Origin of the sequence: Arthrobacter agilis (genome assembly GCF_006494655.1) — a bacterium.
Taxonomy (GTDB): domain Bacteria; phylum Actinomycetota; class Actinomycetes; order Actinomycetales; family Micrococcaceae; genus Arthrobacter_D; species Arthrobacter_D agilis.
On the sequence record NZ_VHIM01000001.1, the window covers coordinates 17,289 to 39,627 of the forward strand.

At 70.3% G+C, this 22,339-nt stretch carries 24 protein-coding genes; 5 read left to right on the forward strand and 19 right to left on the reverse strand.

The window, feature by feature from the left end; genetic code table 11:
* Positions 1 to 46: 46 nt before the first annotated feature.
* Positions 47 to 1,216 carry a bifunctional glutamate N-acetyltransferase/amino-acid acetyltransferase ArgJ gene (argJ, locus tag FJV46_RS00075; RefSeq protein ID WP_087030458.1) on the reverse strand — a complete coding sequence of 390 codons (1,170 nt, stop codon included), beginning with the start codon at positions 1,214 to 1,216 and terminating at the stop codon, positions 47 to 49.
* Complete coding sequence (gene argC / locus FJV46_RS00080) at positions 1,213 to 2,244, reverse strand: N-acetyl-gamma-glutamyl-phosphate reductase (protein WP_087030460.1); 1,032 nt, start codon at positions 2,242 to 2,244, stop codon at positions 1,213 to 1,215. The genes argJ and argC overlap by 4 nt, the downstream gene beginning before the upstream one ends.
* Before the next feature lie 105 nt (positions 2,245 to 2,349).
* Between argC and FJV46_RS00085 the strand changes: the two genes are divergently transcribed.
* Positions 2,350 to 3,315, forward strand: coding sequence for a quinone oxidoreductase family protein (locus FJV46_RS00085; protein ID WP_087030463.1), 966 nt, complete (start codon positions 2,350 to 2,352; stop codon positions 3,313 to 3,315).
* A gap of 79 nt (positions 3,316 to 3,394) precedes the next feature.
* Here FJV46_RS00085 and pheT read toward each other — a convergent pair whose 3' ends face one another.
* Complete coding sequence (pheT, locus tag FJV46_RS00090; protein ID WP_087030466.1) at positions 3,395 to 5,947, reverse strand: phenylalanine--tRNA ligase subunit beta; 2,553 nt, start codon at positions 5,945 to 5,947, stop codon at positions 3,395 to 3,397.
* On the reverse strand, positions 5,948 to 7,045 hold the full coding sequence (pheS, locus tag FJV46_RS00095; RefSeq protein WP_087030469.1) for a phenylalanine--tRNA ligase subunit alpha: 1,098 nt from the start codon (positions 7,043 to 7,045) through the stop codon (positions 5,948 to 5,950). It lies immediately after the preceding gene.
* Positions 7,046 to 7,269: 224 nt separating this feature from the next.
* Between pheS and FJV46_RS00100 the strand changes: the two genes are divergently transcribed.
* Positions 7,270 to 7,749: a DUF4157 domain-containing protein gene (locus FJV46_RS00100; protein ID WP_087030472.1), complete on the forward strand. Its 480-nt coding sequence runs from the start codon at positions 7,270 to 7,272 to the stop codon at positions 7,747 to 7,749.
* A gap of 32 nt (positions 7,750 to 7,781) precedes the next feature.
* On the opposite strand, the gene pcp is transcribed toward FJV46_RS00100, so the two are convergent.
* Positions 7,782 to 8,420: a pyroglutamyl-peptidase I gene (gene pcp, locus FJV46_RS00105; protein ID WP_087030475.1), complete on the reverse strand. Its 639-nt coding sequence runs from the start codon at positions 8,418 to 8,420 to the stop codon at positions 7,782 to 7,784.
* A 61-nt stretch (positions 8,421 to 8,481) separates the two neighbouring features.
* Between pcp and FJV46_RS00110 the strand changes: the two genes are divergently transcribed.
* Positions 8,482 to 9,549: an Rv2578c family radical SAM protein gene (locus FJV46_RS00110; protein WP_087030478.1), complete on the forward strand. Its 1,068-nt coding sequence runs from the start codon at positions 8,482 to 8,484 to the stop codon at positions 9,547 to 9,549.
* Positions 9,550 to 9,649: 100 nt separating this feature from the next.
* Here the strand turns inward: FJV46_RS00110 and FJV46_RS00115 are convergent, their stop codons facing one another.
* Together FJV46_RS00115 and FJV46_RS00120 are read right to left on the reverse strand one after the other, a co-directional pair.
* Complete coding sequence (locus FJV46_RS00115) at positions 9,650 to 10,102, reverse strand: (deoxy)nucleoside triphosphate pyrophosphohydrolase (RefSeq protein ID WP_232008621.1); 453 nt, start codon at positions 10,100 to 10,102, stop codon at positions 9,650 to 9,652.
* Between the two features lie 31 nt (positions 10,103 to 10,133).
* Positions 10,134 to 10,382 (reverse strand): hypothetical protein, encoded by a 249-nt coding sequence (locus FJV46_RS00120; protein ID WP_087030481.1) that lies wholly within the window; start codon positions 10,380 to 10,382, stop codon positions 10,134 to 10,136.
* Between the two features lie 226 nt (positions 10,383 to 10,608).
* On the opposite strand from FJV46_RS00120, the gene FJV46_RS00125 reads away from it, so the two are divergent.
* Positions 10,609 to 11,892 (forward strand): MFS transporter, encoded by a 1,284-nt coding sequence (locus FJV46_RS00125; RefSeq protein WP_087030484.1) that lies wholly within the window; start codon positions 10,609 to 10,611, stop codon positions 11,890 to 11,892.
* A 55-nt stretch (positions 11,893 to 11,947) separates the two neighbouring features.
* Here FJV46_RS00125 and FJV46_RS00130 read toward each other — a convergent pair whose 3' ends face one another.
* The 4 genes from FJV46_RS00130 to infC form a co-directional block, all read right to left on the reverse strand.
* Positions 11,948 to 12,931 (reverse strand): TrmH family RNA methyltransferase, encoded by a 984-nt coding sequence (locus FJV46_RS00130; protein WP_232008620.1) that lies wholly within the window; start codon positions 12,929 to 12,931, stop codon positions 11,948 to 11,950.
* A 77-nt stretch (positions 12,932 to 13,008) separates the two neighbouring features.
* The gene (gene rplT / locus FJV46_RS00135; RefSeq protein WP_055772447.1) at positions 13,009 to 13,398 is read right to left on the reverse strand and encodes a 50S ribosomal protein L20; all 390 of its coding nucleotides are present in this window, start codon (positions 13,396 to 13,398) and stop codon (positions 13,009 to 13,011) included.
* Between the two features lie 93 nt (positions 13,399 to 13,491).
* The gene (gene rpmI / locus FJV46_RS00140) at positions 13,492 to 13,686 is read right to left on the reverse strand and encodes a 50S ribosomal protein L35 (RefSeq protein WP_087030491.1); all 195 of its coding nucleotides are present in this window, start codon (positions 13,684 to 13,686) and stop codon (positions 13,492 to 13,494) included.
* A 105-nt stretch (positions 13,687 to 13,791) separates the two neighbouring features.
* A complete protein-coding gene (gene infC, locus FJV46_RS00145) occupies positions 13,792 to 14,886 on the reverse strand; it encodes a translation initiation factor IF-3 (protein ID WP_232008619.1) in 1,095 nt (364 codons plus the stop codon).
* A gap of 338 nt (positions 14,887 to 15,224) precedes the next feature.
* Between infC and FJV46_RS00150 the strand changes: the two genes are divergently transcribed.
* Positions 15,225 to 15,689 carry a DUF1844 domain-containing protein gene (locus FJV46_RS00150; RefSeq protein WP_232008618.1) on the forward strand — a complete coding sequence of 155 codons (465 nt, stop codon included), beginning with the start codon at positions 15,225 to 15,227 and terminating at the stop codon, positions 15,687 to 15,689.
* A 123-nt stretch (positions 15,690 to 15,812) separates the two neighbouring features.
* Here the strand turns inward: FJV46_RS00150 and FJV46_RS00155 are convergent, their stop codons facing one another.
* The 8 genes from FJV46_RS00155 to FJV46_RS00185 all read right to left on the reverse strand — a co-directional run bounded on the left by FJV46_RS00155 (position 15,813) and on the right by FJV46_RS00185 (position 22,164).
* Positions 15,813 to 17,114: an MFS transporter gene (locus tag FJV46_RS00155; RefSeq protein WP_087030494.1), complete on the reverse strand. Its 1,302-nt coding sequence runs from the start codon at positions 17,112 to 17,114 to the stop codon at positions 15,813 to 15,815.
* A 27-nt stretch (positions 17,115 to 17,141) separates the two neighbouring features.
* Positions 17,142 to 18,089, reverse strand: a complete 948-nt coding sequence (locus FJV46_RS00160; RefSeq protein ID WP_087030497.1) for an SseB family protein — start codon at positions 18,087 to 18,089, stop codon at positions 17,142 to 17,144.
* The gene (gene priA / locus FJV46_RS00165; RefSeq protein WP_087030499.1) at positions 18,086 to 18,844 is read right to left on the reverse strand and encodes a bifunctional 1-(5-phosphoribosyl)-5-((5-phosphoribosylamino)methylideneamino)imidazole-4-carboxamide isomerase/phosphoribosylanthranilate isomerase PriA; all 759 of its coding nucleotides are present in this window, start codon (positions 18,842 to 18,844) and stop codon (positions 18,086 to 18,088) included. Before priA ends, FJV46_RS00160 begins: the two co-directional genes overlap by 4 nt.
* Before the next feature lie 61 nt (positions 18,845 to 18,905).
* On the reverse strand, positions 18,906 to 19,064 hold the full coding sequence (locus tag FJV46_RS15285; RefSeq protein ID WP_170212712.1) for a CG2302 family histidine operon protein: 159 nt from the start codon (positions 19,062 to 19,064) through the stop codon (positions 18,906 to 18,908).
* Positions 19,065 to 19,068: 4 nt separating this feature from the next.
* Complete coding sequence (hisH, locus tag FJV46_RS00170) at positions 19,069 to 19,707, reverse strand: imidazole glycerol phosphate synthase subunit HisH (RefSeq protein ID WP_087030501.1); 639 nt, start codon at positions 19,705 to 19,707, stop codon at positions 19,069 to 19,071.
* Complete coding sequence (hisB, locus tag FJV46_RS00175) at positions 19,704 to 20,321, reverse strand: imidazoleglycerol-phosphate dehydratase HisB (RefSeq protein ID WP_087030504.1); 618 nt, start codon at positions 20,319 to 20,321, stop codon at positions 19,704 to 19,706. Before hisB ends, hisH begins: the two co-directional genes overlap by 4 nt.
* A gap of 132 nt (positions 20,322 to 20,453) precedes the next feature.
* Positions 20,454 to 21,548 (reverse strand): histidinol-phosphate transaminase, encoded by a 1,095-nt coding sequence (locus FJV46_RS00180; protein WP_087030507.1) that lies wholly within the window; start codon positions 21,546 to 21,548, stop codon positions 20,454 to 20,456.
* A gap of 148 nt (positions 21,549 to 21,696) precedes the next feature.
* Positions 21,697 to 22,164 carry a LysM peptidoglycan-binding domain-containing protein gene (locus tag FJV46_RS00185; RefSeq protein ID WP_087030510.1) on the reverse strand — a complete coding sequence of 156 codons (468 nt, stop codon included), beginning with the start codon at positions 22,162 to 22,164 and terminating at the stop codon, positions 21,697 to 21,699.
* Positions 22,165 to 22,339 lie beyond the last annotated feature (175 nt).

Genomic DNA, 22,339 nt, shown 5'->3' on the forward strand with positions numbered 1-22,339 from the left:
TCAACCGGGTCGGTCGGGTCGGTCACATCGGTCATGGCGTCTCCCATCAGCTCGAGTACGCCGAGTTCTCGTGCACGTACTCGTGCGTGAGGTCGTTGGTCCAGATGGTGGCGCTTGAGGTCCCTGCGGCGAGATCGATCTCGACCGTGACCTCCCTCCCGGTGAGGTCCACGAGGTCGCGCGGGTCACCGATGCCGCCGTTGCGGCAGATCTGGACGCCGTTCATCGAGACGTTCAGCCGGTCCGGCTCGAAGGCCGCGTCGGTGGTGCCGACGGCGGCGAGCACGCGCCCCCAGTTGGGGTCGTTGCCGAAGATCGCCGTCTTGAAGAGATTCGAGCGGGCGACGGCGCGGCTCGCGACTTCGGCGTCCCGCTCCGACGCGGCATTGATCGTGGTGACGGCGATGGTGTGGCTCGCGCCCTCGGCGTCGTGGATGAGCTGAGCGGCGAGGTCGAGGCACACGCCTGTCAGCGCTGCCGTGAACTGCTCCTGGTCGGGCGCGATGCCGGCGGCCCCCGAGGCGAGGAGAACCACCGTGTCGTTGGTGGACATGCAGCCGTCGGCGTCGGTCCGGTCGAAGCTCACGCGCGTCGCCTCCCTGAGCGCCGCGTCGAGGGCGTCCGCGCCGAGCGCCGCATCCGTGGTCAGGACCACGAGCATCGTGGCCAGTCCCGGAGCCAGCATGCCTGCGCCCTTGGCCATGCCGCCGATGGCGTAGCCCTCGCTCGCGTCGTCGGCGGTCGAGGGGTACCGGGCTTCCTTGGACACCGTGTCAGTGGTCATGATCGCCTCGGCGGCGGCGGGTCCGCCTCCCCTGCCGAGCGACCCGGCGGCGTCGGCGACGCCAGCCAGCAGCTTCTGCATCGGCAGCTGCTCTCCGATCAGGCCGGTGGAGCAGACGAGGACGTCGGTGGCGGACACGCCGAGGAGCTCGGCGGTCACCTCCGCCGTGCGGTGCGTGTTCTGGAAGCCCTCGGGCCCGGTACAGGCGTTGGCCCCGCCGGAGTTGAGGATCACGGCGTCCACGCGTCCGTCCGAGACGACCTGCCGCGACCAGAGCACGGGGGCGGCTGCCACGCGGTTCGAGGTGAAGACCGCGGCTGCGTTGTGCAGCGGTCCGTCGTTGGCCACGAGGGCGACGTCGGTGGTGCCGGTGCTCTTGAGCCCGGCGGCGACGCCCGCGGCGCGGAAGCCGCCCGGGTAGGTGATACTCACGGTGCGATCCCCTGGCTGGTCAGGCCCCGGGCCTCGTCGAGGCCGAGGGCGATGTTCATGGACTGGATGGCTCCGCCGGCGGTGCCCTTGGTGAGGTTGTCGATGACGCAGCTGACGATCACGCGTCCGGCGTGCTCGTCGAAGGCGAGCTGGAGCTGTGCGTGGTTGCTCCCGACGACGGACTTGGTGGCGGGCCACTGCCCCTCGGGCAGCACCCGCACGAACGGTTCGTCGGCGTACGCCTTCCCCCAGGCGTCCCTGAGCGCGGTGGATCCGACACCCGGCCGGACCTTCGCCGTCGCGGTGGTCAGGATGCCCCGGGCCATCGGCGCGAGCGTCGGGGTGAAGGACAGCGACACGCGTTCGCCGGCAGCCATGCTGAGGCCCTGCTCCATCTCCGGGGTGTGGCGGTGCCCTCCGCCCACGCCGTAGGGGCTCATGCCGCCCATGACCTCCGAGCCGAGGAGATTCGGCTTGGCCGCCTTGCCCGCACCCGAGGTGCCCGACGCCGACACGACGACGACGTCGTCCGGCTCCAGGAGGCCGGCGGAGAAGCCCGGGGCGAGGGCGAGCAGCACACTCGTGGGATAGCAGCCGGGGACGGCGATGCGCCGCGCTCCCCGGAGGTCGGAGCGGTGCCCGGGCAGTTCGGGCAACCCGTAGGGCCACGTCCCGGCGTGGGCGGAGCCGTAGAACCTCTCCCAGGCGGCAGGGTCCTGGAGGCGATGGTCCGCGCCGGCGTCGATCACGAGGGTGTCGGGCGGGAGCTGCGCTGCGATCTCCGCACTCGCGCCGTGCGGCAGGGCGAGGAACACGACGTCGTGCCCAGCCAGGACCTCGGGCGTGGTGTCCTGCAGGACCCGGTCCGCGAGGGCGTGCAGATGGGGCTGGAGCGCGCCGAGCGCGGACCCGGCACTGCTGTGCGCGGTGATGGCGCCGACCTCGATGTCGGGGTGGTTCGCGAGGAGGCGCAGGAGCTCCCCGCCGGCGTAGCCACTGGCGCCGGATACCGCTGCGGTGAACGTCATTCCTCAACCCTACAGCAAAGATATGCGGTCCACCACATAGTTATGCAGCCCTGCGGAGGGAGCCGCGGCCATAGCATGGGGGCACCCACCGAAAGGATTCCCCCCATGCCCTCAGCCATCGTCGTCCGGCAAGCCGGCGGACCGGAGGTCCTCACCCTCGCAACCACCGACCGGCCGGAACCGGGCCCCGGCCAGCTCCTCGTCAGGGTCGCCGCCGCGGGAGTCAACTTCATCGAGACCTACCAGCGCAGCGGGGCCTACGCCGTCGAGCGCCCCTTCACCCCGGGCGCCGAGGCCGCCGGAACCGTCGAGGCCCTCGGTGCCGGCACGCAGGGCTTCGTGGTCGGCGACCGGGTCGCCTTCGCCGAGGGCAGCGGCACCTATGCCGACTACGCCCTGGTCGACGCGGACCGCGCGCTGCCCGTGCCGGACGGCGTGGACCTCGAGACCGCCGCGGCGCTCCCCCTGCAGGGCATGACCGCGCACTACCTGATGAACTCCACGTTCCCCGTGCAGCAGGACCAGACGGTGCTCGTGCATGCGGGGGCAGGAGGCGTGGGCCTCCTCCTGATCCAGCTCCTGAAGGCCAGGGGTGCACGCGTCATCACCACGGTCTCCACGCCGCAGAAGGAGGACCTCGCGCGCGGAGCCGGGGCTGACGAGGTGCTGCGCTACGACGGCTTCGCCGACGCCGTCCGCACCCTGACGGACGGCTCGGGCGCGGACGTGGTGTTCGACGGCGTGGGGAAGGCGACGTTCGACGAGTCGCTGCGCTCGCTGCGCGTGCGGGGCACCCTCGTGCTCTACGGAGCGGCCTCCGGCCCCGTACCGCCCCTGGAACTCCAGCGCCTGAACAGCGGCGGATCGCTCTTCGTCACGCGTCCTACGCTCGTGCACTACCTGCGCACTCCCGAGGAGCGGCGGTGGCGGTCCGAGGAACTCTTCGGTGCCGTCGCCGCGGGCCAGCTCGACGTCCGGATCGGCGCACGGTACGCGCTCGCCGACGCTGCCCGGGCGCACGAGGACCTGCAGGGCAGAAGGACCACGGGAAAGGTCCTGCTCATCCCCTGAGGATCCCCGCCCCTCACGGCACAGGACCCGCCCACGCCTCCGCGGACGGGTCCTGTGCCCGTGGCCTTCGTCCCGGGGGTCAGCGCTGGACGGCCCCGAAACGCGCGGCCGCGACGGCGACGGCGGTGTCCCGCGCGGCGCTCGCCTCGTCGGCGGTCAGGGTCCGGTCGGGAGCCCGGAAGCGCAGCGCGAACGCCAGTGACTTCCGGCCCTCCTCGATGCCCTGGCCCGTGTACACGTCGAACAGGCTCACCTCCTCGAGGAGCTCGCCCGCTCCCTCCCGCAGCGCCTCGAGCACGTCCCCCGCGACGACCGCGGAGTCGACGACGAGCGCCACGTCCTGCGTCGCGGCAGGGTAGGTGGACAGCGGCCGGGCCACGATGACGTCGGCCGCGGCGTCGAACAGCACATCGGTGTCGACCTCGAACGCCACGGTGCGCGCCGGGAGATCCTCCGCCGCGATCACCTTCGGATGCAGCTCGCCGGCGAAGCCCAGCAGCTCGCCGCTGCGCAGCGAGAATTCCGCCGTGCGGCCCGGATGGAACGCCTGATGGCTGCCCTGCCGCACCACGACGTCGACGCCGGTGACCTGCGCCATGAACTGCACGATGTCGACGGCGTCGGCCCAGTCCCAGGCCCGGGGCGGTACCCCGGCCGACGGCGCGACCTCGTGCCCGGTGAACAGGCCCGCGACCATCTGCGGCTGGTCCGGGATGCCGGCGTACAGCGCGTCGAGGACGGCGTCGTCGGGCTTGATGCCGAGCGGCGGGATCGACCCCGTCCCCAGAGTGTCACCCGGCAGGAAGACCGCGCCCGCCTCGAACAGGGCGAGGTCACGGAAGCCGCGTGACTGATTCCGCTTCGCGAGCTCCACGAGGCCCGGCAGCACCGACCGGCGGAGGAACCCGAGCTCGGCGCTCAGCGGGTTGGCGAGCTTCACCGATGGCACGGCAGCACCTTCCTCCGGCGAGCCGAACACGGTGTTGGCCCTCGCGCCGACGAACGGGTAGGACAGCACCTCCGTGAGACCCGCCGCCGCAAGGGCGTTCAGGAGTCGCCGCCGCTGCTGCTGGACGCGCGTCAGGCCGCGGCCCGGAGGCGCCACGGGCAGGCTCGACGGGATGGTGTCGTACCCGAGCAGGCGGATGATCTCCTCGGTGAGGTCCTCGCGGGTCGCGAGGTCGGAGCGCCAGCTCGGGGCCGTGACGCGGTAGCCGCGTTCCGCCCCGTCGACGCGTTCGACCGTCGCACCGAGGTCGGTGAGCGTCCCGGTGATCTGCTCGTCGCTGAACTCGCGTCCGATGAGGCGCTCCGGGAAGTCGGCGGCCAGCTCGATGACGCGGGGCTCCGGCGCCCGGCCGACATCGGTCACGGCGTCGTCCACCGTCCCGCCGGAGAGCTCGAGGAGGAGGTCGACGGCGCGCTGCGCGGCGATGTCCGCCACGTGCCAGTCCACACCGCGCTCGAAGCGCTTGGACGCCTCGGAGGGGAGCTTGTGGCGGCGGCGCGAGCGGCCGATGCTGACGTCGTCGAAGTGCGCCGACTCGATCAGGACGTTGCGGGTGCCGTCGGTGACCTCGGTGGAGGCGCCGCCCATGACGCCCGCGATCCCGATGGGTCCCGACGCGTCCGTGATCAGGAGATCCCCGGCGTCGAGCGTGCGCACCCTGTCGTCGAGTGTGCGCAGCGTCTCGCCCTCGGCAGCCCTGCGGACCACGATCTCGCCCGAGAGCCGGTCGAGGTCGTAGAAGTGCAGCGGCTGGCCGAGTTCGAGCATCACGTAGTTGGAGATGTCGACCACGAGCGAGATGGAACGGATACCGGCCAGTCGCAGGCGCGCGGACATCCACGGCGGCGTGGGTCGGGTGGGATCGACGCCGCGGACCGTCCGGGCCACGAAACGGTCGCAGCCGGGGACACCGTAGACGGGCGCACCGTCGTCGAGCCGCACCGGATAGCCCTCGCCCCTGGCCGGCGGCACGACGACGGCGGCCGCCGGATCCGTGAAGGCGGTTCCGGTGGCGTGGGCGTACTCCCGGGCCACACCGCGGAGGGAGAAGCAGTACCCGCGATCCGGGGTCACGTTGATCTCCGCAGCCTCGTCGTACAGCCCGAGCAGCTCCATGGCGTCGGTGCCGACCTCGGGATCGAGCCCCAGCGTCGAGAGCACGAGGATGCCGTCGTGGTCCTCGCCGATCCCGAGCTCACGCACGGAGGCGATCATGCCCGCGGACACGTGCCCGTACGTCGTGCGGGGGCCGATCCGGAAGTCGCCCGGCAGCACGGCGCCCGGCAGCGTGACCACCACCTTGTCGCCCTCGACGAAGTTGTGGGCACCGCAGACGATGCCCTGCACGCCGGAGGGGTCGATCCCGTCACCCGTCAGGGTGTGGTCAGATCCCTCGGGGACCACCCGGACGGAACACCAGTTGATGGTCTTGCCGTTGGACTGAGGTTCCTTGACCAGGCTGAGGACCTGCCCCACGACGATCGGCCCGGACAGGTCGTCGGTGGGACGGTGGACGTCCTCCTCCTCGAGGCCGACCTTCACGAGCTCCGCCATGACGTCTTCCGCGGTCGCATCCGCAGGTACGGCTGCGTACTCGCGCAGCCAGGAGAGTGGGACTCTCACTTAGATCTCCATCCCGAAGTGTTCGCTGAAACGTACGTCGCCCTCGATCATGTCGCGCATGTCGCCGACCTCGTTGCGGAACATGAGCGCCCGCTCGATCCCCATGCCGAAGGCGAACCCGGAGTAGACCTCCGGATCGATGCCGGTGGCGCGGAGCACGTTGGGGTTGACCATGCCGCAGCCGCCCCACTCGATCCAGCGCGGCCCGCCCTTGGCGCCCGGGTGCCAGATGTCGAGCTCTGCGCTCGGTTCCGTGAAGGGGAAGTAGTTGGGGCGCAGGCGCACCTTGGCGTCGTCGCCGAAAAGCTGCTGCGTGAAGTGCTCGAGCGTGCCGACGAGATCGGCCATGGTGAGGCCCTTGTCGATCGCGAGGCCCTCGAACTGGTGGAACACCGGGGTATGGGTGGCGTCGAGCTCGTCGGTGCGGAACACCTTGCCGGGGCACAGCACGTAGATCGGCAGCTCGCGCTCGAGCATGGACCGGACCTGCACCGGGGACGTGTGGGTGCGCAGCACGAGGTGCGCCTCGGGCGGCTCGACGAAGAAGGTGTCCTGCATCTCGCGGGCGGGGTGGTCCGGCTTGAAGTTCAGCGCGTCGAAGTTGAACCACTCCGACTCCAGCTCCGGGCCTTCCGCGATCTCCCAGCCCATCCCGACGAAGACGTCACTGACGCGCTCCTGCAGCGTGGAGAGCGGATGACAGGCACCGGTGCGACGACGGCGCGGGGCGGCGGTCACGTCGACGGCCTCCTCGACGAGGATGCGGGCATCGCGCTCGGCCTCGAGCTCGGTGGTGCGGGCCGCGAGCGCCTGATTGATGCGTCCCCGGGCCGGGCCGATGTTCTTGCCCGCGGCCGACTTCTGCTCCTTCGGCAGCGAGCCGATCCCGCGGTTCGCGAGGCTCAGCGGTGATTTCTCGCCGGAGTGCGCGATCCGCGCGGCCTTGAGTCCGTCGAGGTCTGCCGCGGCAGCGATGTCGGCGAGCGCGGCGTCGACGGCCGCGGCGACCGATGCGGGGTCCAGCGGATCGGGGACACCAGCATCGGGGGCGTCGGAGCCGGAGGCGCCGGAGCCGGGGTGCTCTGGGGTTTCGGACATGGGGATTGCTTACCTTGAACTCTCGCGACGAGCGGCGGACAGCCTGCTCGGCATGCCACGCCGTGGACAGGAAAACGCCGGCTCGCAGCGTGGGCGCACCGGCGTGTCAAGTCTAGGCGACCGGCTCGGCGGGTTCGCAACCGCCGGGAAGCCCGATCCGGCCCGGTACCCGCCGGCGTGGGCCACCGCCGGTGGTGGGTACCCGACCGCAGTACCATGACGGGATGAATCGGAGGCTCGTGCCCTTCCTGAACTGGGTCAACCTGTCGACGCCGTGCGGCCTCGCCGTGGCGGCGCTCTCGGGCTGCAGGATCACCCGCGGACCGCACGGAACACTGCTCGCCGAGGGTTACCGTCGACGACTTCCCAGGGCGCGTGCCTTCACCGTGGGCAGCGTGGTGCTGGTGCGCGGCAGCGTGCCGCAGGGCGCGCACGCGGGCTTCGACACGTTGCTCGAGCACGAGGCGCGCCACTGCCGCCAGTACGCAGCGTGCCTCGGACTGCCGTTCCTCCCCGCCTACCTGCTGGCCGCAGGCTACTCGCTGCTGCGCACCGGTGATCCGGCGTCGCGCAATCCCTTCGAACGGGGCGCGGGGCTGGCCGACGGAGGGTACCGCGAGCAGCCGGCCCGGCCGGTCGCGGGTGCGGTCCGGGCCGCGCTCACCACGAGACGTCGACGGCGGCCGGAAGACACCGCGTCCTAGTGCCCGCACCCGTGCTAGTGCTCGCGCTCGTGCTAGTGCTCGGCGCCCGCGGACACCCGCACATCGACCGGCGTGCGGGCCGTCGTCGTCGCGATCGCGGCGAGCGCTGCGGCCATGTCCCCGACGGGCAGGCCCGGGGCGCCGTTCGCCTCGGCCTGCTCCGTCGAGTACGGGACGTGGACGAAGCCGCCCCGCGTCCCGCTGCGTCCCGCGAGACGGTGCATGAGCCCGTAGAAGAGGTGGTTGCAGACGTAGGTCCCGGCGGTCTGTGAGACCTCCACGGGGACGCCGAGCGCCGCCACGGCCTCGCGGCACGCCTTGATCGGCAGGGTCGAGAAGTAGGCGGCCGGACCGTCGGGCACCACCGCGTCATCGACGGGCCGACGCCCCGCGTTGTCCGGGATACGGGCGTCGTCGATATTGATGGCGACACGCTCAACGGAGACGCGCTCGCGTCCGCCGGCCTGGCCCAGGCAGAGGACGACGTCGGGCCGGTGCCGGTCCATCGCGTCCGTCAGGACATCGACGCTGCGGCCGAAGACGCAGGGCACCTCGACCGCAGCGGCTTCCAGGCCCTGCGCGCGCAACAGAATCGTCGCCTGCTGCGCCGCGAGCCAGGACGGATTGGTCGTCTCTCCCCCGAAGGGTTCGAAACCGGTGAGGAGGATCATGGGGCAAGCCTAGGCCAGCCGTCGGATGACAGCATATTAGAACGCATGTTCTAATACTGGTATGCGGTGGGAGGGACAAAAAGTCACGGAACAGGACGGCGGCGCCGTCGCCGAACCGAGCCTCCTGCCGCTCGTGGGTCTCGTCCGGACCGTGCGGACACCGGACTTCGCCGGGATCACCTTCCACGAGGTCGCCGCGAAGTCGGTGCTGAACAAGGTGCCGCCGACATCGTCCATGCCGTTCTCATGGACCATTAATCCCTTCCGGGGCTGCTCACATGCCTGCGTCTACTGCTTCGCCCGCAAGACCCACAGCTACCTGAACCTGGACACGGGCCTGGACTTCGACGCCCAGCTCGTCGTCAAGATCAACGCCGCCGAGGTGCTCGCGCGGGAGCTCGCCAGGCCGTCCTGGAACCGCGACCACGTGGCGCTCGGCACGAACACCGACCCGTACCAGCGTGCCGAGGGCCGCTACCGCCTGATGCCCGGGATCATCGCGGCCCTCGCTGAATCGGGGACGCCGTTCTCCATCCTCACCAAGGGGACTCTGCTCGCGCGGGACATCCCGCTCCTCGCAGCAGCCTCGCACTCCGTCTCGGTCGGCGTCGGTATCTCGCTCGCCCTGATGGACCCGATCCTCGCGGAATCCATCGAGCCCGGCACGCCCGCGCCGAAGGCGCGCCTCGCGCTGATCTCGCGGCTGCGCGAATCCGGGCTCCCCTGCGGCGTGATGGCGATGCCGATCCTGCCGTGGCTCACGGACGGCGACGAGTCCCTCGACCAGCTGTTCGGTGCGCTCGCCGCAGCCGGCGCGACCGGCGTGACCGCCGGCCCCCTGTACCTCAGGCCCGGCTCCCGGGAGTGGTTCATGCAGTGGCTGGGGACGCACCACCCACGGCTCGTCCCGAAGTACGAGGCGCTCTACAGCAGCGGGAGCTATGCCTCGAAGGAGTACCGCGACTGGCTGGCCGGACGCATCCGGGTCTTCCGACGGAAGCACGGCCTCGAGGCCGGCGCGGGGTTCTTCCGGAATCTGACACCGACCGGCGTCCAGGCCCCAGCCGTCCGCGCAGCCTTCGACACCCGGTCACCCACCCCGGTCACGGTTCAACCGGCACTCTTCTGACGAGCCCGCTCCGGCCGCTGCCCGGGTCTCGCTGCTCGCGGCATCGCACGGGTCGTGGGTGCCCGCATGGCCGCTGCCCGGGTGCCCCCTGTCCAGCCTGTCAGGTCGCAGCGGGTGCCGTTCCTGCCCGCAGTGCGGTCAGGATCGGCCGGTCGGCCGGAATCCAGGGGAGGGCCTCGAGTTCATCGGCGGGTTCCAGGCGGACCCACCGCAGCTCGTCGTGATCCTGCAGGGGCGCGGGCTCTCCTTCCTCGACCTCGGCCAACCAGACACGCATCGCGGCCGCTGCTGTCAGCGGCCATCCCTGGGCGCCCGGACCGTCGACCTCGGCACCCAGCACGGCGCGGATGCCCAGCTCCTCCGCGAGCTCTCGCAGCAGGGCAGCTTCGCAGGTCTCCCCCGGTTCCACCTTGCCACCCGGGAACTCCCACATGCCGGCGAACTGCGGCGGCGAGGTGCGTCGGGCGACAAGGAGCCGGGTCGGGCGGACGAGGGAGTCGACGAGGGCAGCCCCGACGATCTGGCGCAGCGGGGTCGATCTCTGGTGGCTCACACGCCCGAGTCTAACCAGCTGTCCCGCGGGGTCAGCTCTCCTCGGGAGCCGCGAGCCCGTCCCCCGTCGGTGCAGTCCTGTGTTCCGGGTTCTCACCGCGCCGGTACTCGCCCTGGGGGCTCAGACCGGGCACCTGCTGGCCGGCGTTGAGCTCCGTCGAGGTGTAGGCCTCCTCGGAGAATTCGGCGGCGCTCTCGTCCTCGGGCTCCTCGGGGAGGTTGATGTCCTCACGCAGGTGCTCGCTCTGGGGCAGTTCGGAGGGGTGTGGTGTCCAACTCATCCCACAACCCCATCAGCACGGTGTCGGGACGTCCAGTCCTTTCGGGGTGCCGTGCGGGTACTTGACGTTCTGCCGGGCCCGGCGGCCGGCACGGGTGACGACCGGGAGGATCGCCTAGGCTGGAAGCGACGACGACGTCCGCGTCGCCAGCATCTATTCTCCCTCCCGCCCCGGCGGGTCCGGCGGCCGACCACCACTCCTCGATGATTCCGCCGCTAGGACACCCATGAGCATCCTCCCTGCCTCCTCCGACCCGCACCGTCTGTCCGGGCAGCGCCTGGCCCTCGCCATCGGATCGCTGGCCGTCGGCGGATTCGCCATCGGAACCACCGAGTTCACCATCATGGGACTGCTCGAGGAGATGCGGGCCGATCTGGGCGTCGACTACGCGGAGGGCGGCCAGGTCATCTCCGCCTACGCGCTCGGCGTGGTGATCGGAGCTCCCGTGCTCGCGACCATCGGGGCGAAGAAGCCGCAGCGCACCGTTGCCCTGGCCCTGATGCTGGTCATCACCCTCGCCAATCTCTCCTCCTTCTTCGCCTCGGGATTCGGCTGGATGCTCGCATCGCGTTTCCTGTCCGGGCTGCCGCACGGTGCGTACTTCGGCGTCGCCGCCGTCATCGCAGCCTCCCTTGCCGATCCCGCGAAGCGCGGCCGCGCCATCGCGATGGTGATGCTGGGACTGAGCATCGCCAACGTGATCGGGGTGCCCTTCGCCACGTGGCTCGGGCAGCAGTTCGGCTGGCGCTCCATGTTCCTGCTCGTCGGCGTCATCGGCATGGGGACGCTCTTCCTCATCCGGGCCTTCGTCCCCGCCCTCCCGGTCCGCCCCGGCGCGAGTATCCGGACGGAACTGGGGGCCCTGCGCAGCCCGCAGTTGTGGCTGACGCTGCTCATCGGCATCGTCGGCTTCGGCGGCTTCTTCGCGGTCTACTCGTACATCTCGCCGATCATGACCGAGGTCGCGGGTCTGGGCGCGGCCCTGCTGCCGCTGGTCGTCGCGCTGTACGGCGTGGGGATGGTCGTCGGTAACATCCTGGGCGGCCGCCTCGCCGACCGCTCCATCATGGGCAGCATCTACGGGGCCATGGTGACGATCACGGCGGTCCTGCTGCTCTTCCCGCTGGCAGCGACGATGCCCTGGTCGGCCTGTCTCTTCGTCTTCCTCGTCGGGGCGAGCGGATCCACCCTCATTCCGCCGCTGCAGGCGCGGCTGCTGGATGTCTCGCCCGACGCTCCCTCGCTCGCCTCGTCGATGAACCATTCCGCCCTCAATACGGCGAATGCGCTCGGAGCTACGGTGGGCGGCGCCGTCATCACCGCTGGATGGGGATTCACGTCCCCGGCGCTCGTCGGCGCCGTCCTGGCCGTGCTGGGACTCGGTGTCGCCGTCGTGAGCGGGCGGATGGATCGTCGCGCCGGAGGGCAGGGTGGTCGGCGTGACGGGTCCGTCGTCGCGCCGACCGCGGCCCACGCACAGCAGGCCCACCGCCAGCAGTCGCACTCATAGCGGGCCCACGTCGACTGACAGCCGGGCTATCAATCGAGCCGATCAGACGAGGCGATCAGTCGAGGCGTTGAGCCCGAGCGGACGCGTAGAGGCAGACCGTCGCCGCCGTGCCCACATTGAGGGATTCGGCGTTGCCGTAGATGGGGACGGCCACCCGGGCGTCGGCGGCCGCGGAGATCTCCGGGGCAAGACCCTGCGCCTCGTTGCCGAACAGCCATGCTGCCGGATCCTCGAGGCGAACGGATCGTCCCGCCCCCGACTCGGCGTCCGCTCGGTCGAAGGGCACACCGGCGGGAATGCCGGCGGGAATGCCTGCGGCGGTAACCCCCGACGCCGGCTTCTTCCCGGTGGGTGCGGCTGCATTCCCCTGTCCTCCGGTGGTGAGGCGCCGCGACGCACTCGCGTCCTGGAGGTCGTCGAGGCTCAGTGGGCCGTAGCCATCGGCGGCGAGAACAGTCAGGCCGGCGGACCGCAGGCGGTCCTGCAGGCCGTCGAGCTCGGCGCCGATGACGAGGGGCAGATGGAAGAGGGAGCCCACCGTCGAGCGGACGGTCTTCGGGTTGTAGGGATCCACGCTCGCGCCGGTCAGGATGACGGCGTCGGCGCCCGCAGAGTCGGCGGCGCGAATGATGGTGCCGGCGTTCCCCGGGTCGCGGACCTCCACGAGCACAGCCACCAGGCGCGGTGCGGTGGAGAGCACGTCGTCCAGGGATCTGTCGAGGAACCGGCAGACGGCGATGAAACCCTGGGGCGTCACGGTCGACGACATCGCGGCCAGCACGTCCGCCGTCACGCGTCGCACGGCCGGAGCGTCGACGGCGACCAGCTGCTCGGCGATGTCCGGATGGCGGTCGAGTGCCTCGGCGGTCGCATAGACATCCACCACGACACCACCGTCGTCCTGCCTGTGCCCGTGCAGCCGGAGTGCCTCGCGGACGGCCTGCGGTCCTTCGGCAAGGAACTCGCGGCGCCTTAACCGCGACGGACGCCCGGCCAGGCGGGCCACCTCCTTCACCCGATCAGCCTGGGTGTTGGTCATCAGTGGCGCCTGGGGGCGTCCGTTCACAGTCATCGTGGACCGGTTGCGCGGGTGGGAGCCCGCCGCAGCCGATGTGCCTAGGCCGAGGCCTTGAGCGGAGCCGACGTATCGGCCGGCAGGGCGTTCTTGGCGATCTGGACGAGCGCGGCGAATGCTGCACCGTCGGTGACGGCAAGATCGGCGAGCATACGGCGGTCGACCTGGATCTCGGCGGCCTTGAGGCCCTGGATCAGACGGTTGTAGGTCAGGCCGTTGGCGCGGGATGCAGCGTTGATGCGCTGGATCCACAGGCGACGGAAGTCGCCCTTGCGCTTGCGGCGGTCGCCGTAGCTGTAGACGAACGAGTGGAGCAGCTGCTCCTTGGCCTTGCGGTACAGGCGCGAACGCTGTCCGCGGTAGCCCTTGGCGCGTTCGAGGATGACGCGACGCTTCTTGTGGGCATTGACTGCCCGCTTCACACGTGCCACGTGTGTACTCCTTTGGTTCTTCTTCGGTCACGGCCGCAGCCGCAGCGCTGCACCTGGAGGTGTCGGCGCTTTCCCGAGGGGGTGGATTGGTGGTTAGATGCCCAGCATCTTCTTGATGGCCTTGGTGTCGGCCTTCGACACGATCTGGTCGCTGGCGAGCCGGCGAGTCACGGTCGAGGACTTGTGCTCGAGGTAGTGGCGGCGGTTGGCCTGCTGGCGCTTGAGCTTTCCGCTACCGGTCAGCTTGAAGCGCTTCTTGGCGCCGCTGTGGGTCTTCATCTTCGGCATGGGAACCGATCTCCTTCTCGTAGCCGGGGCGGATGCACCCGGAGGTCGGCACCCGGGGGTGCCTGTTGGTTGTCGAACGTACCCGGCAGGGACTGGGCCTGAGCCCTAGTCGGTGCTCCCGGGCTTGGGACGGCTGGCCGGGCTCTTGGAAGGAGCCGTCCTGCCGGCAGGCTTGGGGGTCGCCGAGGGCTTCGGCGCTCCGGGCTTCGGCATCGCCGACGGCTTCGCAGCCACGGCGGGCTTGGGTGCTTCCGCCGATGCGGGAGCCGGAGCAGCAGCAGACCGCGCGGTCGGCGCCGCAGACGCGGGCCTCGGCGCCGACGATGCGGGACGCGACGTCGCGGGACGCTCGGCCGATGAACGCGCCGGGGTCGAGCGGGGTGCCGAGGTGGTGCGAGCAGGCGCTGCCTTCGGGGCGGGTGTCGTCGCCGCGTCGGCCTTCGGTGCCTCCACCTTCGGCGCTGCCTCTGCCGCAGCGGGTGCCTGCTCCGTCGTCGCCTCGGCCGGGGCCGTGGTCACGTCGTCCGCAGGTGTCTCCACCGCGGGCGCCTCGGGCTCGGTGTTCACCGTGTAACCCTCCGGCAGCAGGTCGGCGAGCGACTGCGTGAACGGCGCGTTGTCGCCCCCGGAGGTGTCGACGCGACCAGTGTCGCCACCCGACTTGGCAGCCTCGTTGGCGGCCTTCGCTTCCGCGCGCTGGGTTGCGCGCCGCGCTTCGGCCTTCGCCTCGGCCTTGTTCTTGGTGGGCCCGATGACCATGACCATGTTGCGTCCGTCGATGCGCGGCGAGGACTCGACCACGCCGACCTCGGCGACGTCCTCGGCGAACTTCTGGAGGAGGCGGATACCCATCTCGGGACGCTGCTGCTCACGCCCACGGAACTGGATCATGGCCTTGACCTTGTCACCGGCGCCCAGGAACCGCATCGCGTGACCGCGCTTCGTCTCGTAGTCGTGGGTGTCGATCTTCAGGCGGAACCTGATCTCCTTGAGGACCGTGTTGGTCTGGTTCTTCCGCGCCTCACGTGCCTTGACGGCCGCTTCGTACTTGTACTTACCAAAATCCATGAGCTTGGCCACCGGCGGCTTGGCCTGCGGTGCTACCTCAACCAGATCCAGGTCGGACTCGGCGGCAAGTCGGAGTGCATCCTCGATACGGACGATTCCTACCTGTTCGCCGGCAGGACCGACCAGCCGCACCTCGGGGACGCGGATACGATCATTGATTCTTGGCTCGCTAATGTGTGACTCCTGTGGGTGCTCAATCCGGAACCGCGTGCAGACGAAAGAAGGCCTCCCATTGCATGCGCAATCGAAGGCCTCGTCAACCGGTTCCGGACGTCGGCAGAAGCGCGAGCTTCCTACACGATCATCTGCAGGACCGACCAGGAACCCGGCTACCTGCAATGCTGCCGAAGGCTGCACCAGGCAAACGCGGGTGGGAGAGGACTCCGCTTGCAGACCGGTCGGCTCCAGCAGGCCCCTGACGGGGCGCAGCGGGTAACGATGACCGGTTGGTCTATGCCAAGCTTACCAGTATGGACACGCCACACGACAATCCACAGCACTCCCCCACTGCCGATCCGGCACAGGCGGCCCGGCGCAGCTTCTCGGAGGAGATCGGGCAGGCCCCCGAGGGACCGGGCGAAAGCCATGCCCAGGCGGAGGATGACGTCCGCCGGCAGATGCGCGACATCTCCGAAGTGGCAGCGGTAGAGGTCATCGTGACCTCGGCCGTGCACCTCATGAGCGCGGCAGCCGTCAAGTGCGGGCTCGCCCACGAGGAGAACGCCGAGCAGCTCAAGGACCTCGACGAGGCGCGGAAGCTCATCACGGCACTCGCCGGCTTCGTGACCGCGGCGGCACCCGAGATCGGCTCACAGCATGCCGGCCCGCTGCGCGACGGCCTGCGGTCCCTGCAACTCGCGTTCCGGGAGGCCTCGATCATTCCCGACCCTCCGGGCAAGGGACCGGGCGAGAAGTACACCGGTCCGGTCAACTGACGGATCGCCGCACCCCGGCGACCACAACAGCCCGAGCAGACAGGGCCCGCACCGTCATCCGGTGCGGGCCCTGCCTGTTCCCGTGGCCTGCGGCTCAGGTCTCCGGTCGAGCGGCCGGAGGTCCTAGCGCGTCGGGTGGAGGGCCGCGGTCGGCGCCGGTCGCTGCCGGATGTTGCGGACGGAGAATCCGACGACGCCGAGGATCGAGGAGACCACTGCGACGGCGGTGAAGCCGCCCCATGGACCCGTCACGTCGATCAGCACACCGGCCAGCGGCGCACCGAGCGCGACGCCCGAGGTGAGCGCCGATCCGTACCAGCCCATGGCCTCGCCCCGCCGGTCCTCGGCGACGAGGTCGGCGACCTTCTCCGACGCAGCCGAGAGGACCGGCGCGCACAGCAAGCCGGCGGGGATCGAGAACAGGGCCAGCTCCAGGGTCGAATCCGCGAAGGCGAGCGGCACCGTCAGCAGTGCCATACCGAGCAGGAGCAGCGACGGCGGGACGGGCCGGTGGAGCGCACCGTACAGGAGCCCTCCCACCACGGAGGCAGCGCACCAGGCGACGAAGACCAGGCCGAGCTGGCCCTCGTCGCCGGAGATCTCCAGGGCCGCGACGATTCCCACCTCGGTGCCCGAGAGGACGAGTCCGGCGCCCGCCGCGATCACCATGACGATCACGAGGGGGAAGGTCAGCCAGGGCAGGGCGCGGCGGACACCCCGCCGGAGGAGGGTGTGTCGGGCCAGGCGCTCCGTCGGGGCGTCGCGCGTCCCGATGAGATCGGCGGCCGCCTCACCGACGCCTGCGGGCGCTGCCGCCGGCACCGTGGCCGCGTCGGGTAGCTGTTCGGAGCGCGTCGGCGGGTTGAACCACATGAGGAACAGGCCGGCCGAAGCCGTGGCGACACCCACGAGCGTCAGCCCGAGGACCGTCGAGACCTGTGTCGCGAGCACCACACCCACGGCCGGACCCGCCATGAAGACCATTTCCGTCGAGATGGCATCGAGGGTGAAGGCGGTCCGACGCCGGTCTCCCTCGACCAGCACTCCGAGCGCCTGACGGATGACCGAGAACGCCGGGAGGGTGAAGAGCCCGCCCACCAGGGCAGCGACGAGCAGCCAGGGATACGGCAGGTGCGGCGCGACGGACCAGATGACCGCCTCGGCGATGACCGACGGGATGAGCGCCCGGCGCAGCCCTGCACTGTCGATGCGCCGGCCACGCCAGGGCGCGCCGACGGCGATACCGATCGTGACGACGGCGGCCACCGCTCCGGCCTCGGCGTAGCCGCGGTCGAGGGTCTGCACCACGTGCAGGGTCAGGAGTACTCCGGCGGCAGAGTGGGGGAAGCGCGCGATCATGCCGACGATGAGCAGGGTCCGGACGGAGCGGATGCGCAGCAGGTCCCGGTATACGGCGAAGTTCACGTGTCGTCTTCCTGGCCGACGCCTCCGTCAGCTGATGAGTTTGATGTCGAGCGAGTCGACGCGTTCCACGAAATCCTGACGACCCAGCAGGGTGGCCCGCAGCGTGGCGACGGCGTCGCGCACGCCCTGGGCGGTGAGGCCCGGGCGGAGCTGCACGTCCATCCGAAGTTCAGGTCCCGGCCCTCCGCCGAAGGCAATGCTACCGTCGGCGCTCCTCGTCAGGACGCCCCCTGCGGGCCGCAGCGCGAGGGACAGGATCTCCTCCTGCCCGAGCGCGGCGACCTCCACGAGCGCGGCCAGGGCGGGGTCCTCGTAGGACGGCGTCCAGGGAACCTGCTGCGCGAGCGCCCAGAGGGCGGGACGCCGGACGACGACGGTGAGGTCGGCTCCGGGGTCGAGCACCAGCAGTTCCGCGCCGTCGGCCACGGCGGCCAGGGCTGCCCGCGAGGCGTAGGCGGCCACGGGCCGGGCCTCCGGATGCCAGCGCTGGAGGGCCAGGGTGGACGAGAAGATCGGGAGCGCTTTCCTGCCGTCGGGAGCATCGAGCGTGACGAGGGCCATGTCTGCTTCCTTGTCGGAGTGCAACTCCGACGAGGAAGCAGACCTGGTCCCGGCCCCCCGGGCCTCCCCCGCGACACCCAGCTGCGCGACGATCGGGATGAAGACCCGCGCCGTCGTCAGGGCGGCAACGATCCCCCGCTCCCCCGAGCCCGGCCGACCCGCCTGATCCAAGGCGCTGTGGTCCCCGAGCGGCTCGTCGGTCGGCTGCGCCAGGAGTCCCGCCACCGCGGTCGTGAGGCGTGGGTCCGCCCTGCCGTCGTCGTCGTCGAAGGCGTGGAGCGGATTCTCGGGGCCGGACAGGTCCCGGCCCGCCCATGGTTGCCCGGCGGAATCGGCCGTGTTGCCTCCCGGGCCCCTGGTCGGCCGTCCCGCCAGGGCTGCTGCGATATGTGCGGGAAGCTGCCGCTCCGTCACGCGTCCGCGCCGGGCATTCCCGCCACGTCGAGGGCCTGGGGAAGCGTGAACGCGCCGGCGTAGAGCGCCTTTCCCACAATGGCTCCCTCCAGCCCACGTGGCACGAGTTCCCGCAGGGCCGCGATGTCGTCGAGGCTGGAGATCCCGCCGGATGCGACCACGGGTCGCGTGGTCCTCGCGAGAACCTCCTCGAGCAGTTGGATGTTGGGGCCGCGAAGGGTCCCGTCCTTCGTGACGTCGGTGACGACGTACCGCGAGCAGCCGGCGTCCTCGAGGCGCTGCAGGACCTCCCAGAGGTCACCGCCCTCCTCGGTCCAGCCGCGGGCCGCCAGCGTGGTGCCGCGGACATCGAGGCCGACGGCGATGGCATCCCCGTACCGGGCGATGGCGAGCTGGGTCCATTCGGGGTTCTCGAGGGCGGCAGTACCGAGGTTCACGCGCGTGGCACCGAGTTCCAGTGCTGCGTCCAGTGACGCGTCGTCCCGGATCCCGCCCGACAGCTCGACCTTGACATCGAGATGCCGCACGACGCGCTCCAGCAGATCCTTGTTCGACCCGCGCCCGAAGGCGGCGTCGAGATCCACGAGGTGCACCCACTCGGCGCCGGCTTCCTGCCAGGCGAGGGCGGCGTCGAGCGGGTCGCCGTAGCTGGTCTCGCTGCCCGCTTCTCCCTGGACGAGACGGACGGCCTTTCCATCGGCGACGTCCACCGCGGGGAGGAGTTCGAGCGTGGGTGATTCGGAGAGGGGGCTCATCAGGGTGTTCCTGCTTTCGGACGTGCGGGGGAACCGCTGTGTCGGGTGGTCGGGTAGCCGGTCAGTCGCCGGGCAGGGTGAAGAGATAGGCGGCGACGAGCGAGAGCCCGGCGAGGACGAGGAAGGCGATCCAGACCCAGCGGGGGAACTCCTGGCCGCGCAGCGAGAACGCGCCGCCGATCAGGAGGCCCGCGACCCCCATGAGGACGAGGCTCACCATGCGGTCACCGCAGGCCCTCGATCCAGTTCCGCAGGAGCTGAGCGCCCGCATCCCCCGATTTCTCCGGGTGGAACTGCGTGGCACTGAGCGGACCGTTCTCGACGGCTGCGATGAACGGCCCACCGTGGTCGGACCACGTCACCTGCGGAGGCTTCATGGCCGGCTGGGTCACGTCGAAGGACCAGTCCTGCACGCCGTAGGAGTGCACGAAGTAGAACCGCTCGTCGCGGATGCCGTCGAACAGGACGGAGTCCTGCGGCGCATCGACGGTGTTCCAGCCCATGTGGGGCACCACGTCAGCCCTGAGCCGCTCGACGACACCCGGCCATTCGCCCATGCCCGGCGTGCGCACACCGTGCTCGACGCCTTCATCGAACAGCACCTGCAGCCCGACGCAGATTCCGAGCACCGGCCGGCCACCGGCGACCCGTCGCCCGATCATGCGGAGGGCGTCGACCTCCTTGAGGCCCTTCATCACGGCCTGGAAGGCGCCGACACCGGGTACCAGGAGGCCGTCCGCGGTGAGCACGTCGTCGGGCTTGGCGCTGAGCTCGACCCGTGCGCCCACGTGCTCGAGAGCCCGTACGACGGAGCGGACGTTGCCCGAGCCGTAATCGAGGACGGTGACGGTCCGGGCGGTCACAGGGCGCCCTTCGTGGACGGGATGCCCTCGACCCGCGGATCGGGCTCGACGGCCGCACGAAGCGCCCGGGCGAGAGCCTTGAACTGCGCTTCGACGATGTGGTGGGGGTCGCGACCAGCGATGACGGTGACGTGGAGGCAGATCTGGGCGTGCAGCGCCACGGCTTCCAGCACATGGCGCGTCAGGGACCCGGTGAAGTGGCCGCCGATCAGGTGGTACTCCTGCCCCGCGGGCTCGCCACCGTGCACGAGGAAAGGGCGGCCGGAGATGTCCACGACAGCGTTCGCGAGGGCCTCATCGAGTGGGACCGTCGCCTCACCGAAGCGGCGGATGCCCGCCTTGTCCCCCAGCGCGAGCCGGAGCGCTTCGCCGATCGCGATGGCGGTGTCCTCGACCGTGTGGTGCACGTCGATGTGGGTGTCGCCGGAGGAGCGGATGGTGAGGTCGATCAGCGAGTGCTTGGAGAGGGCCGTCAGCATGTGATCGAAGAACGGCACGGTCGTGTCGATGGCGGACACGCCCGTCCCGTCGAGGTCGAGCTCCACGAGCACGCTCGACTCACTCGTGACGCGCTCGATCCGGGCTGTGCGCGCGCGGGCTGCCTCTGCAGTCATGTGATGTCCTTCTGTGGGCTTCGGGATCTCCGGAAGCCGGTCGACGAATCGGGCGGGTTGTGGTCGGTGCGAAAGCGCCCGATCATACGCATCAAGTCTAGGAGACGAGCCGGGCTGCGCGGGCCGCGTCCGCTACAGGAGCGTCCTGAGCGTGGAGAGGAAGACGGTGGTCTCCTCCTCCGTCCCGGCCGTCACGCGCAGCGACCCCGGGATGCCGACGTCGCGGATCAGTACGCCGGCCGCGAGCAGACCCTCCCAGATACGCCGCGGATCCTCGAGTCCCGAGAAGAAGACGAAGTTGGCGTCCGAGGGCGCCGGTGACAACCCGAGGGACGTGAGCTCCGCGACGATGCGGTCGCGCTGCACCTTGATCGCCTCGACATTGGAGAGCAGGGTGTCAGCATGCGTCAGGGCGGCGTTCGCAGCCGCCTGGGTGATCGCGGAGAGGTGGTAGGGCAGGCGCACCAGCCTGAGAGCATCCGAGATCTCGGGTGCTGCAGCCAGATAGCCGAGCCGGGCACCCGCGAGGGCGAACGCCTTGCTCATGGTCCGGGAGACGAGGAGGCGCGGCCGTCCCGGCAGCAGGGACAGGGCACTGGGCGTTCCTTCCTGCGCGAACTCGCCGTAGGCCTCGTCGACGACGATGATGGCCCGCGCGTCCTCACCGGCGTCGTAGGCCGCTTCGATCACGCCGAGCTCCAGCGCGGTGCCGGTGGGATTGTTCGGGGAACAGAGGAACACGATGTTAGCGCCTGACTCCCGCACCGCGCGGGCGGTATCGTCCGGCGTCATGGAGAAGGCGGCACCGCGGGGTGCGGTGACGTAGCGGGTCCCCGTGCCACTGGCGAGCAGCGGGTACATGGAGTAGGTCGGCGGGAAGCCGATGGCGGTGCGGCCGGGTCCGCCGAACGCCTGGAGCACCTGCTGCAGGACCTCGTTCGATCCGTTGGCGGCCCACAGCTGATCAGGGCCCAGTCCGTGACCCAGGTACCGGGCGAGATTCGCCCGCAACTCCGTGAACTCCCTGTCCGGGTAACGGTTCAGGCCCTGTGTGGCGGCCGACACCGCCTCGACGATCGCGGAGTGCACGTCTGCCGGAACGCCGAACGTGTTCTCGTTCACATTGAGGAGGATCGGCACGTCCAGCTGCGGAGCTCCGTAGGGGTGAAGGCCTACGAGATCGTCGCGCAGCGGCAGGTTGGCTAGGGCGTCCGTTGGAGATGGCACCCCGTCAGTTTATTGGACGAGTTCGATGGGACCGAATGCTCCACCGCCCCGCCCGCTGCCCGGACCGGCTCCCCCGAGCCTGGCGACGCGGTGACGGCCGGTGACGCCCCTCGGGTTGCAGGATCACCTCCGACGGGTTCTGCCGATGTCATCCCTCCGACGGGATGGCGATGCTCTGACCGGCCTGAACCACCGAGGTCCGCAGGCTGTTCAGCTCCACCATCTCGGCGATGACGTCTCGCGGATCCCGCTCGGGTGCATACCGGACCGCGAGATCCCACAGGGTCTCGCCTGCCACGACATTCACCTCCAGCACCGAGGAGGTGGACGGAATCTCCACGCCGGCCTGCGCCTGGGACGTGAGGAAGGCGCCGAGCAGGATGAGGGCAGCAACCCCGAGGGCGACCGGTATCCCCACGAACAGCAGCCGCCCGCGCCGGGTGAGGGTCAACGGCTTCTCCGCACTCCGCTCAGTGGAGGTGCGGTCGCCACCGCCCCGCGCTGCAACCGGTGCCGATCGGGTCGGGGCGGGGACGAGGTGAAGCCGGCCCGCCGGTCGGTCGGCTGCGAGCCGTCCCAGGGCCGAGCTGCCGTGCAGTACTGGAACTTCGGTCATCGTCATTCCTCTTCCCTTCGAATGTTCATGTCGACCAGCATCCGCCGTTCGAACATGTGTACTAATTCGTCTAGCTCCAGTTCTAGCACTCACCGACGACACTTGTCGAGACTCGCTCGAACATATGTTTGAAAACGGCCCCTGTCTGTCCTAGCGTGGGCAGAACAGGGTATCG